This window comes from Spirosoma sp., assembly GCF_026391055.1.
Lineage (GTDB): Bacteria > Bacteroidota > Bacteroidia > Cytophagales > Spirosomataceae > Spirosoma.
Window position 1 is genome coordinate 42,445 of sequence record NZ_JAPLET010000025.1, and the last position, 12,429, is coordinate 54,873.

The 12,429-nt window shown below is 48.4% G+C and carries 11 protein-coding genes; 6 read left to right on the forward strand and 5 right to left on the reverse strand.

What is annotated here, in order from left to right:
* Window positions 1-11: 11 nt before the first annotated feature.
* Together NT073_RS22025 and NT073_RS22030 are read right to left on the reverse strand one after the other, a co-directional pair.
* Complete coding sequence (locus NT073_RS22025; RefSeq protein WP_297377752.1) at window positions 12-824, reverse strand: hypothetical protein; 813 nt, start codon at window positions 822-824, stop codon at window positions 12-14.
* Window positions 825-920: 96 nt separating this feature from the next.
* Window positions 921-2,468, reverse strand: coding sequence for a S8 family serine peptidase (locus NT073_RS22030; RefSeq protein WP_297377753.1), 1,548 nt, complete (start codon window positions 2,466-2,468; stop codon window positions 921-923).
* 138 nt (window positions 2,469-2,606) lie between these two features.
* Here NT073_RS22030 and NT073_RS22035 point away from each other — a divergent pair, with 138 nt between their 5' ends.
* Complete coding sequence (locus tag NT073_RS22035) at window positions 2,607-3,899, forward strand: aminopeptidase P family protein (protein WP_297377755.1); 1,293 nt, start codon at window positions 2,607-2,609, stop codon at window positions 3,897-3,899.
* A 45-nt stretch (window positions 3,900-3,944) separates the two neighbouring features.
* Here NT073_RS22035 and NT073_RS22040 read toward each other — a convergent pair whose 3' ends face one another.
* Window positions 3,945-4,556: a TetR/AcrR family transcriptional regulator gene (locus NT073_RS22040; RefSeq protein ID WP_041617249.1), complete on the reverse strand. Its 612-nt coding sequence runs from the start codon at window positions 4,554-4,556 to the stop codon at window positions 3,945-3,947.
* Between the two features lie 478 nt (window positions 4,557-5,034).
* Here NT073_RS22040 and NT073_RS22045 point away from each other — a divergent pair, with 478 nt between their 5' ends.
* Together NT073_RS22045 and NT073_RS22050 are read left to right on the forward strand one after the other, a co-directional pair.
* The gene (locus NT073_RS22045; protein WP_297377758.1) at window positions 5,035-6,672 is read left to right on the forward strand and encodes a CotH kinase family protein; all 1,638 of its coding nucleotides are present in this window, start codon (window positions 5,035-5,037) and stop codon (window positions 6,670-6,672) included.
* 86 nt (window positions 6,673-6,758) lie between these two features.
* On the forward strand, window positions 6,759-7,535 hold the full coding sequence (locus NT073_RS22050) for a Fic family protein (protein ID WP_297377760.1): 777 nt from the start codon (window positions 6,759-6,761) through the stop codon (window positions 7,533-7,535).
* Between the two features lie 107 nt (window positions 7,536-7,642).
* Here NT073_RS22050 and NT073_RS22055 read toward each other — a convergent pair whose 3' ends face one another.
* Both NT073_RS22055 and NT073_RS22060 read right to left on the reverse strand, forming a co-directional pair.
* On the reverse strand, window positions 7,643-8,524 hold the full coding sequence (locus NT073_RS22055; protein WP_297377762.1) for a TIM barrel protein: 882 nt from the start codon (window positions 8,522-8,524) through the stop codon (window positions 7,643-7,645).
* Window positions 8,525-8,601: 77 nt separating this feature from the next.
* Window positions 8,602-9,387 carry a DUF1080 domain-containing protein gene (locus NT073_RS22060; RefSeq protein ID WP_297377764.1) on the reverse strand — a complete coding sequence of 262 codons (786 nt, stop codon included), beginning with the start codon at window positions 9,385-9,387 and terminating at the stop codon, window positions 8,602-8,604.
* Window positions 9,388-9,552: 165 nt separating this feature from the next.
* Between NT073_RS22060 and moeB the strand changes: the two genes are divergently transcribed.
* The 3 genes from moeB (at window position 9,553) to NT073_RS22075 (ending at window position 12,422) form a co-directional block, all read left to right on the forward strand.
* Entirely contained in the window at window positions 9,553-10,692 is a 1,140-nt protein-coding gene (gene moeB / locus NT073_RS22065) for a molybdopterin-synthase adenylyltransferase MoeB (RefSeq protein ID WP_297377766.1), read from the forward strand.
* Window positions 10,693-10,885: 193 nt separating this feature from the next.
* Window positions 10,886-11,239: an aspartate 1-decarboxylase gene (gene panD / locus NT073_RS22070; RefSeq protein WP_297377768.1), complete on the forward strand. Its 354-nt coding sequence runs from the start codon at window positions 10,886-10,888 to the stop codon at window positions 11,237-11,239.
* A 130-nt stretch (window positions 11,240-11,369) separates the two neighbouring features.
* Complete coding sequence (locus NT073_RS22075) at window positions 11,370-12,422, forward strand: lysylphosphatidylglycerol synthase transmembrane domain-containing protein (protein WP_297377770.1); 1,053 nt, start codon at window positions 11,370-11,372, stop codon at window positions 12,420-12,422.
* Window positions 12,423-12,429: the final 7 nt, after the last annotated feature.

The window sequence follows — 12,429 nt, forward strand, 5'->3', positions numbered from 1 at the left end:
TTCAAAATTAATTACCGTACCAAATACTGTTGTCCGTTGATTGTCAGCACCGAAGCGCGTATCACATTCACTTTTTCCAGCTGAACCTGCCCGGCGTGAATCTGCTTTGGATAGCCCTGAACGGTAATGGTATTCCCTTTCTTGGCCAGATCAGTAAGTTGGTATGCAACGTGGGCCGGAATACTAACCACCGTTTTATTGTCGAGTACTAATGCATTGACACGTCCGCCCCGATCAAGTCGATAATCGGCTATTTTACCCGTTACGGTTGTTACTTCCAGTGGAGTTGGCGGTGTAACTGGATGAACCGGTGGCGCATCCATAACGGTTGTTTTTCCAATCGTCAGGCTATTCATCCGAAAGAGTGATTCACCGGTGGGCGTCTTATCCGTGAAGCCACTTACGCTTACTGTGCTGCCCACCTTGACGGCTTTCTGCACCTGCTCACCCAAATGGGGTGGAAATTTAACGGTTGTGGCTTGCCCGGAACCCGTGTTGAGCGTGAAACCATCCAGGATAGCATCGTCATTTCCGAGCAATTGACCAACCGTTCCTGAAACTGTAGTTAGTGAGGTTAAGCCACCAGGATTGTGGTTCCAGCCGGGGCCTTGCCCGAAATTTCTTCCATCACGGCCAGCACCTGGTTTGCCGTGCTTGCGGCCGGGGCCGTCTGCCCGACGCTGGTCTCGATCCTGCCCCCTTATGGACATATCTCGATCTCCCGGTACAGGAAGTGGGCCGTCGGGATTTTGTGCATGAGCCAATGGAGAGGCTGCGATTGTTAGACATAAGGCAAGGGCGATGAATTTTGCTTGGGTTTCCATGAGTAAATGTTGTTTACTGTTGATTACGGAAGCAAAACTATCGATGCCATTTAAGCCCCATCTGAATTGGAAATTAATTTTTCTTCATACCGGGTTTTACTCCCAGATGATTTCAATCACTTCAGTTTTGAGGTCTACGGTTGTCTGTTTTTCATCTGCCGACCGACGCACGACAAGTTTGCCCGCATTTACTTTGGCGGCCTCCTGCTGCAACACATGGGTAGCATCTTTCTTGTGGAAAACAGAAACGGCCAGTTCGCTGGTGGCAATGGGCAGGGTTATGCTTTTGCCGGTCCCTTTAACTGACCGTGCAACAACGGGCAGCTCCTGATTACGAAGCAGCGCCAGCGCCCGCGATGCCTGCGGAACGCCATAACCAACATAATTATTTCCGTAAGGATATAGGTGGGCCGATTTTTCGATAATTGACATCACCTCTTTGTTAGTGAGTTTTGGGTTTGCCTGCATGATGCAAGCGGCAAAACCCGTAATGACCGGTGCGGATAACGACGTACCATACAGCGAGAAACAGGCCACATTAGGTTTCAGATACGCCAGACTCTCAGGCCCGATACTGCTGTACCCAATGCGGTTCCAGAGACGGGAGTTCGTGGCACCAATGGCCAGCACCCCCTGTGCGTCGGCCGGGGTACTGATGATACGCCAAGTTCGGTCTTCTCCTTCGTTACCTGCCGATACAATGATCAGCATTCCTTTTTTATCGGCGGCAATCTGAGCGGCTTTACTAATAAGGCTGGTATGCCCATCCATCTGGCCAGGTTCGTAATTGTCTTTGGGGTTACTCATGCCTTTGGCATAACCAAGCGATGTATTTATGAGCCGAACACCGAGACTGTCCATCCATTCCATAGCGGCCACCCAATTGTCTTCCTCACCCCGATACTCCCGATTTCCCTGATCCGTACGTGCCAGGTAAAAGGTTGCGTCGGTGGCCAGCCCGAACTGAATATTTTCGACCGGGTCGCTGCCCGCTATAGCGGCCAGCACTTCAGTCCCATGGAAATCGGCATTGGATTCCAACGTGCGAAACAACTCATTATGCGTTTTCTTTTCGTTGACATAGTCCCGGACCCGTTTCACTCCCTGACGGGCGAACACATGCCTGAGCGCATTGGCGGAGTCGGCACCAAAAAAACCAGCGTCGATAACACCGATATTTACGAACCGCCCCGTCAGGCCCGCTTTTGTGAAATCAGGGGCCTGAATCTGCGACATCACTGGTGCCAGTTGCGGATTTGCCGGTAGTTTGGTTGACGCAATAACAATTGCCGGATCAATAGCCTGAACCTCTTTTACGAAAGGAAGCTTCACCACCTGTGCGTATTGCTGAGGGGTTAGCCGGACAGACACGGCGTTCAGCCAGCGTGATTGACAAATGGGTTGTACTCCTGCCCGTTTCAGCAGGGCCAGGTAGCTGGCCGATACGGGCTGATCGGTTTCGTCGAGCGGCAGGTTCTGTGTTTTCCGCTGCACAATTGCCGTTGGTGACAAGGCGGGTAAAGCATCCTGCTCTTTGTCGGTCAGCAGCAGCCAGTACTTGGCTACCTCAGGCCCGGCGGGGCGCGTTTGCCCCTGCACAAAAAGCACAGTCAGGCATAAAAACACAGAAAGTCGAAATGTCATGATTAGTCTAGGCGAAGAAGTAAGCGATTCAATGAACTAAAACCCGGTTATTGCTAAACGGAAAAACACACCGAAACTCTTATCGCTTTTGAGTTTCTTTGCAAACTTAATCACAAACAGGCCCTCAACAGCTACGCTATGCGTTATTTACCAATTGACAACCAGCTTTTCGTTCAAAATCGTCATCGGCTTGCACCCTTATTAAAATCTAAATCGATGGTCGTTGTGAACGCCAACGACATTATGCCAACCAATGCCGACGGCACGATGGTTTTCCGGCAAAACAACGATCTATTTTACCTCACCGGTGTCGATCAGGAAGAAACGCGCCTGGTTCTTTTTCCGGAGCATCCCGATCCTAAATTTCGCGAGGTATTGTTTCTTCGGGAAACGAGCGAACTCATCGAAATCTGGGAAGGACATAAACTAACGAAAGCCGAAGCCGAGCAGGTAACGGGTATACCGCAGAAACAGATTTACTGGACGCACCAGTTTGAGCAGATTTTTGGTCAGATGGTTTTCGAAGCGGAGTTTATCTACCTCAATACCAATGAGCATACCCGGGCCGGGGTGGAAGTTCAAACGCGTGATGCCCGGTACATCGATACGTTCCGGCAGAAATACCCGCTGCATCATCTGGAGCGGCTGGCTCCGCTCATGCACTATCTCCGGGCCATTAAACAGCCGCAGGAACTACCCCTCATCCAAACTGCTATCGACATTACGGACAAGATGTTCCGGCGGCTGCTGGGCTTTATAAAACCGGGAGTGTGGGAGTATGAAATCGAAGCCGAAATGATGCACGAATTCCTGCTTAACCGGTCGCGGGGGGCGGCTTACACGCCTATCATTGCATCGGGTGCCAACGCCTGCGTGCTTCATTATATCGACAACAGCCAACAATGTCAGGATGGCGACGTGATCCTGCTCGACATTGGGGCTGAGTACGCCAACTACAACGCCGACATGACCCGTTCGGTACCTGTTAACGGCCGATTTACGGCTCGCCAGCGGGCAGTTTATAATGCGGTTCTGCGTGTGATGAAGGAAGCTACCCAAATGCTTCGCCCCGGCAACCTTTGGGATGAATATCACCGCGAAGTAGGCAAAGTAATGGAATCGGAATTGATCGGTCTTGGCTTACTGGACCGCACCGAGGTAGCGAATCAGGACCCTGATGCTCCTTTATACAAAAAGTATTTCATGCATGGCACCTCCCACTTCCTGGGCCTCGATGTCCACGATGTAGGCAACAAATACCGGAAAATGGAACCCGGTATGGTGTTTACTGTTGAACCGGGCATATACATACGAGAGGAAAAGCTGGGAATTCGCCTTGAGAACAATGTACTCATCACCGAATCAGGCAACATTGACCTGATGGCGAATATACCCCTCGAAGCTGACGAAATTGAAGCAATGATGAACTAGTTCGTAGCTGGTCCGCACAGCAACCGGGTGCGGACCAGTTTTGAATTACTTAGTTTTAGCCTGCTCCCGTTCGAGCGCAATATTCAAGCTTGAGTAAATACGACGAATGGCCGTCTCCAGGCGCTCCCAACCGGCATCTGAGCGGAGATCGATATCGCCGATATGATCACGCTGGGTACTGGTGAGCACAATATTGGTAACAGCCGCAACCATCAGGCTGGTAATAGCAAGGGGATCAAAATCAGAGTATGGAGCCAGTTTAGCGACCATGTTCTTATACGACTGGTCCCGAAAGTCGGCCAGTCGACGGGCCAATTCGGTTTCGCCATTCGACATTTCCCAGCGGATCAGCTCCTGAGACGACTTGCGTGTTCTGAATTCCCGCATGAACTGAATCGTGTACTCAGACCAGGCTTTGCTTCGGGCTTCCGGCGCTACGTTGTCGGGCACAGAGTCCAGAAATTTATCGTTGAACATGGAGAGGAAGAAACCGCGATGCACGTAGGCTTCCAGCAAGCCGTTCCAACCGCCAAAATACCGATAGATAAGAACCTTATTTACGCCAGCCCGGTCAGCAACGGCATTGATACCGGCTTTTTCAGTGCCACGTTCAGCCATTACTTCACCCATAGCCCGTAAGATACGCTCCATGGTCATCTGGCGATTTCTTCGCTTGACTACTTTCATAAATTGATTGATTTGTTAAGAGGAGGAATGAATTACTACTTTATGGGTGCAAAATAGTAACCATTATTTAAAAGTCTGCAAATTTACTGTTGGCGCAAATATGATTGTTACAGATGATGTTTTCAAGTTACCAACTAATAAATATTGAGAAAATGAGGTTTCTATTTACTTATTGATAAACACTATTCTTGACTAACTATATACTCTTATTTTCTATCCAAAACTTATTAATAATTGCTAATCAAGCCCCTAGAGCGGCTTGTTAATATACAAAAGTGCCAATGTTAATAACATTATTTATCAATACTTTCCATTGAAGTACACACATTAAGAGGTTACACTGACTGATCATTACATAACTTTATCAATTCACTCTTCCTGTCGGGCACTAGCTTAGTACAAAAAAAAAGTATTATTTTTATAAAATAAAAAACAAAAAATTTATCCTATGCGTGATTCTTTTACGCTTTTGACTCTATTTGTTACACTTTTTTCGCTTCCAGCTTTCTCACAAACATTTACATCGACGAACTTGCCGATCATTATCATAAATACAAATGGTCAGATAATTCCGGATGAGCCCAAAATTATTGCCACGCTTAGCATCATCGATAATGGAATTGGCAAGCAAAATCATCTTTCCGATAACCCTTCGTATGTGAGTAAAATTGGCATTGAGAAACGTGGAGCAACGTCGCAAACGCTTTTCCCCAAGAAACCTTATGGTTTTGAACTGCGCGACACATCAGGAGCAAATTCAGTCAATGCATCGATATTAGGTATGCCAGCCGAATCTGACTGGGTTTTAAATGCTACCTACAACGACAAAACACTGATCCGGGAAGCATTAACATACGATTTAAACCGGCAGATGAGCGCGTTTTATACGCCACGCTACCGGTATTGCGAGGTCGTATTGAACGGTAGTTACGAAGGAATTTACCTTTTATTCGAGAAAATAAAACGGAATAAGAACCGGGTAAATATCACCAGTCTGAAACCAACTGATGTATCGGGTGATGCGGTAACGGGCGGTTATATTTTCAAAATTGACAAGACAGAAGGCTCACCTTCCCGAAGCTGGAATTCGCCTTATCGGGCGTCGACTGGGCAATTGATACCAATCCAGATTGACCGCCCCAAGCCGGAAGATTTAGCGGAAGAACAGTTTCAGTACGCAAAAAAATATATTACAGATTTCGAAAATATCCTCAAAGCAACTCAATATCAGGATTCAACGACCGGGTATCGAAAATACATTAACACCGACTCCTTTGTCGATTATTTATTGCTCACTGAGGTCTGCAAAAATGTGGATGGGTATAGACTGAGCAGCTTTTTCTATAAAGATCGGGAAAGCAAAGGCGGCAAACTGGTAATGGGCCCCATTTGGGACTATAACCTGACGTATGGCAACGCTAATTATTGTGAGGGAAACACCTATGAGGGATGGGCTTATGGTTTTAATTCTGTTTGTAGAACCGATACATACCAAATTCCTTTCTGGTGGGACCGGCTACTCAGCGACAAAGCGTTTGCCAGTCAAGTACGCCTTAAATACCAGCGTTTACGTAAAACAGTACTGCAGACAGAACGTATTCAGGCTTACGTGGATTCAGTCGCCACTCAACTCACCGAAGCCCGAACCCGTAATTTTCAGCGTTGGCCGGTTATCGGCGTTTACGTATGGCCAAACGGCTTTGTCGGGCAAACGTACCAGCAGGAAATTGATTACCTAAAAACGTGGGTAAAAAATCGCCTTGACTGGATGGATAACGCAATTATGCCTTTCGGTACTGACATATTGGCTCTGGAGCCAACGACTGGTTTTGGTTTCACGGTCGGCCCAAATCCGTCGAGCGGCAATGTGATTTTGACCTACCAGTTACGGCAACGGGCCGATATAGGGCTGATGGTAACAGACGCCACTGGCCGGACGATTTACAGCATTACCCGACCGGGTCAATCGCCCGGCGAACACCTCGAAACAATACCTGATCAATTACTGCCAACGGGGCGGGGAGTTTATTTTCTACAACTCACTGTTGATGGACAGTCTACGAGCAAAAAGATACTCCGGCATTAAATTAGCAGACTTGTGAGCCAGCGCTACTGCAATGTCAGTAAAAGCCATCAAATGATTACTGTACATTTTTAAGGAAACAGGTCATTATGAAAACAGACATTACGACCGAAACGCTGCCCCAACTTCTCAATCGATACCGGACCATAACGGAGATACTAACGAACTATGCGTTCAATAACCATAGCCTGCATACATATCATTCCATTGCCCTCGAAGGCTTCCAGGTATCGTTCCCACAAACGCAGGCGCTATTGACTGATAGCAAGTTACTTCCTGACCTACCCGCTGCCGATCAGTTTCTGATTATCGATCACCATAAGGCTTTTGAGGAGGTGTTAGCGATGGCTAGCCAGCAGGAGCCTATGAACCGGCTTTTCATCCAACGAATAGCGTCAACTTTAATGCGCCAAACGGGCGGTCTGAAGCATTCGCTATTGAGCAGTTTTGACACGAGTAAAGGTGAGTTGCGCATCGATAGCGCTATGGCAGGTAGACGGCAATTGGTGGAGGCTCATAAACTACCTGCCGCCCTGGACGCCCTACTCAGAGAAATCAATACCGCAATTGCCTTACTCAAAACTCCGCGTCAGCTCTATGATCTATCGTTTAAAGCGCACTTTGACCTGCTAACCCTGCATCCATTCGGAGCGGGCAATGGCCTTATGGCGCGGTTACTAATGAGTTATATTCAGCATTACCATCAACTGCCGCTCAGCCTGGTTTACGCCGATAGCCGAACCGCTTACTTGAAGGCGCTGGATGCGAGCTGGCAACAGAAAGCACCCGTACCAATTATCAGTTTTATGCACAGCCAGCTCAGCCGTTTTCTACAGGAGGAAACTAGTAGTAGGAGCGAGAAGTGAATAGTTAGGAGGACTGACGCGTCAATAAAAAAGGAGTAGGGAGTTAGTTGGAAGTGAGTGCCGTAAAGGCCTCCTCGCTCCTAACTCCTTACTCCTATTACTTAAAACTATACATCACAAATCAACACGGCTTCTTTGAGGCTTTTGAGTGGGTCGCGTACGGGGATGAACTCCTGCGCCACATAGCCTTTAAAACCGGTATCGACAATTGCTTTCATGATAGCCGGATAGTAAAGCTCCTGCGTTTCGTCGATTTCGTTCCGACCGGGGTTACCACCGGTATGGTAGTGCCCAATGTATTTGCTGGATTCCCGGATTGTACGGATGATGTCCCCTTCCATGATTTGCATGTGGTAGATATCATACAGCAGTTTGAAGTTTTCTGAGCCAACTTTTTTGCAAAGATCTACACCCCAGGCGGTATGATCGCACATGTAATCTTTGTGGTTTACCTTGCTGTTCAGTAGCTCCATAATCATGGTGATACCGTATTTTTCAGCACTTGGCATCAGTCGTTTTAACCCGACAGCACAGTTTTCCAAGCCTTTTTCATCGCTCATGCCCCGCCGGTTACCAGAAAAACAGATAACCGTAGTCAGACCTGCGGCTTTCAGTTTTGGAAAGATAGCCTCGTAACTGGCCACCAGTTCATCATGAAACTTAGGGTCGTTGAAACCATCGTTGATACCCTTACCAGCGCCTTGTGGCAAAGCACAGGTCAGACCGTATTTTTTCAGCACAGGCCACTCCTCAGGGCCGGTCAGGTCGATGGAGGTAATCCCCATTTCTTTGGCCGCCTTGCAAAGGTCATCAAGCGATATTTTACTATAACACCACCGGCAAACCGAGTGATTTATGCGCCCCTTAAGCAGCGGAGCGGCTTGTTCAGATGTAGTCATGGAGCTGGCTAAAGATTCGGTCAGCACTGGTAATGTCAGGGCAGTACCTGTCAGGGTTTTCAGAGCCGTTCGGCGGGTATAGGATTTCATACAGTTTTGAATGAGTGATTGAGTGAATGATTGAATAGTGAATTGGCAAATCAATTCAACCATTCACTCATCCAAAATTACAATTCGCGTATCCGGATGTTGCGATACCAAACCTTGTTACCATGATCCTGTAGGGCAATATGGCCGGTTGCATATTTACCAAAGCCTTCCCACCCCTTAAATTTACTCTCAGCTACCATTTTATCCCACTCAGGGCCACTGGTAGGATATTCAGCGGTTTTCTTGCCATTCAGGTACTGCTCTGCTTTTCCGTTGTTAATAACCAGACGAGCCTTGTTCCACTCGCCGGCAGGCTTGGCCGCACCGGGCGTAACGGGCTTCTGTAAATCATAGAGCGAACCCGCCGTGCGGTTACCGTCACGCCCTTGTTTGGCGTCCGGATGCCGTTCGTTGTCAAGCACCTGCATCTCCGGTCCAGTCTGGTAAGTAGTTTTGAATTTAGGATCTTCGTGAACGTGGAAAATAATGCCGCTGTTGCCCCCTTCGGCAATCTTCCATTCAACTTCGAGTTCAAAATTACCGTACTCTTTATCAGTCACCAGATCACCGGCACCACCCGAAGCCAGATGGATAGCCCCATCATCAATGGTCCACTTATCCGACACGGGCTGGCCTTCCTTTAGATAAATATGCCAGCCCTTTAGGGTCTTGCCATCGAAGAGGGTTTCCCATTTCCCTTTTTTCAGAAGGTTTTCGGGCTGTACCGCAGCTGGCTTATGAGGAGCAGGAACGGAAGCAGCACTAACCTGGTTGACGTTGAGCGTCAGTGTAAGCGCCAGAAAGCCAATCGCTAACGTTGGCCGAAGGACAGGAACATTTGCAGAAAAACGCAGATAGTTCATAGGTAAGAAACATTTGGATTTTGTCGGGGCAATAGTACTAAAAAAACACACATCCCTAACGTTAAGAAAATATTTACGTCAGCCTTTGTCTCTATGCAATTTTAAGGAGCCTAAATCTGTTGGATTAGTGCACCACGGACCCAGGATGCACATTATTTCAAAGTTATGGAAGCAACGACCTTAGTACCGGCCGAAAAACAACGCTATCAAAAACACCTGAATTTACCCGAAATCAGTACCAAAGGTCAGTTACTGCTCAAAAATGCCCGTGTTCTGGTACTAGGCGCGGGTGGGCTGGGCTGCCCCGTTCTTCTGTACCTGACGGCAGCGGGCGTCGGCACCCTGGGCGTTATTGACCCCGATGTTATCGATCTGAGCAATTTGCAGCGACAAGTGCTCTACACAACCGACGAAGTAGGAAAGCCCAAAGCCAAGGTTGCAGTAAGCCATCTTAATCGGCTTAACCCGGAAATTACATTCGATACCTACACGATGGCGCTGGACATCAATAACGCCCGCGCGATCATTGAAGCGTACGATATTGTTGTCGACTGCACCGACAACTTCAAAGTACGCTATCTGGTCAACGACATATGTGTGATACTCGGCAAACCCTTCGTATACGGTGCCATTCACCGGTTTGAGGGTCAGGTGGCGGTACTCAATGCCGATCTGGGCGATGGTAAGCGAGGGCCAACGTACCGGTGTCTGTTCCCGGACTATCCGAGCGAAATCGAAATACCGAACTGTAGCATTACAGGGGTATTGGGCGTACTGCCGGGCGTCATTGGCACGTACCAGGCCAACGAGGTAATCAAACTTATAACAGGCATCGGACAGTCGCTCAATGAACATTTACTCATGATCGACCTGCTGTCAATGAACCAGCAGAAAATTAAAACCAGACGGCTACCCAATGCCGTAGACCTGGCTCGGGAAGGACTGGCATCAGCAGGAGCGCGACCGGCTCCGGGCACGTCGGGACCGCAAAAAATATCCGTACAGGAGCTGTCGGACCGCATTGCACTTGGCGAGGATTTGTTTCTGCTGGATGTTCGCGAACGTCCGGAGTACGAACTGTGTCATCTGGAAGGTGCCGTACTGATTCCAGTTGGTATGATTCCCAACAACCGCAAACGAATTCCAACCGACCGCCCCGTTATTGTTTATTGTCATCATGGCATTCGGTCGGCCAATGTTGTCCAATACCTCTACGCACAAGGTGGGCTAACAAACCTATACAATCTCGACGGCGGTATCAACGCCTGGGCGCGGGATATCGAACCGGAGATGGCCGTGTATTAGTTCTTGCTTAGTTAGTTATTGAGTTAGTAGTAGCAAGCGTCTAGTAGCCAATAACGATTAACTATCAACTACTGACCAACAACCAAACTCTGGGGGCACGCCAATCAGGAACCAACCCCGGTAAGCGGCTGTTTTGGGGTCGGTCCGAGGTAGTCCTCTATTGGCTGCTTCTGTATCCCATTACTCAATTCGCATGTTTGTTACCGTCTTAAAATCGAAACTACACCGCGTCAAAGTCACGCAGGCCGAACTGAATTACGTTGGAAGTATTACCATTGATGAAGATCTTATGGATGCGGCCAACTTACTCGAAAACGAACAGGTTCATATTGTAAACAATAACAACGGCGAACGGCTCGTCACTTATGTTATTAAAGGTGAGCGTGGTTCGGGAATTATCTGTCTCAATGGGGCAGCTGCCCGAAAAGCACAGGTTGGCGACATTATTATCATCATTGCCTATGCCATGATGACAGCAGAAGAAGCCAAAGACTTTAAGCCAACCGTAGTTTTCCCGAATGATAACAATCGACTGGTAATTGGGTAACCCTTTTGCGTACCATTCATATCCGTTTCAATGAAACTCCGTTACTTTGTAGCGGAGTTTTTTTGTAACCCGATCAAAAAGTCGTGGTTATTACCATTTCAGCTCGGCTTTCCGGCCGCGATACAGCCACATGAACATTAAAAATGTCATCAAGTACCTGGTCTCACTGGCTATTGCCGGGGGGTTACTCTGGTTCACATTCCAGCAAAGTCACCTCGATGCCGCCGATTTGTGGCAGAAAATAAAAGGGGCCGATTACCGATGGGTGTTACTATCAGCGGTGTTTACCATTATAGCGCACTGGAGCCGGGCCGAACGCTGGCGCATTTTGCTGGAGCCGGTAATTGCCCAGCGCCCTACCTCACTCGATACAACCGCCAGCGTACTTACCGGGTATCTGGCCAATCTGGCGTTGCCCAGAGCAGGTGAGTTTGTTCGCTGCGGCACGCTCTATCGGTTGTCGAGCGTACCCGTCAACGTTAGTTTCGGTGCCGTAGTGGCCGAACGTCTCTTCGACTTATTGATGCTAGTGCTGCTCCTGATTGCCACGTTTGTCCTTGAATTTGACCGAATCAGTCAGTTTTTCATTGAGTTTCTCGGCGGCAAATTACCTAAAGGGTCAAGTGGTTCGGGACTATTACTGTTGGCAGCAGTAGTTATTGCAGGTCTGGCGTTGCTAGCCTGGTTTCTGTTCAACCGTTACCGGGAAGCACTGGGCCGTCATCCACTGTATCAAAAAGTTAGTGCGTTTGTCAAGGGTCTGCTTGATGGTCTGTTGAGCGTCCGTAAAATACGGCGACCGGGAGCGTTCGTCTTTCATACCTTGCTGATCTGGACGATGTACTACCTTATGTCCTATACTCTTTTCTTTGCCATGCCTGCCACTGAAAATCTGGGACCACTGGCTGGCCTGACTATCTTGATGGTAGGTACGCTTGGCATGGCGGCTCCAACACCGGGTGGGATCGGTTCTTTTCACCTGCTGGTGGGTCAGGTGGCCCTACTCTATGGTCTGACAAGTCAGGATGGACAGGTATTAGCCACGTTTATTCACGGTGTTTCGACGCTTATGATTATCATTCTGGGCATTTTTGCCCTTTTAGTTGTGCTTCTCCGACGAAACAAGGCAACCCAGGAGGTCGATGTTCTGGACGACCCGAAGGCCTTAAGGCTGGAGCCCTAGTTCCCAA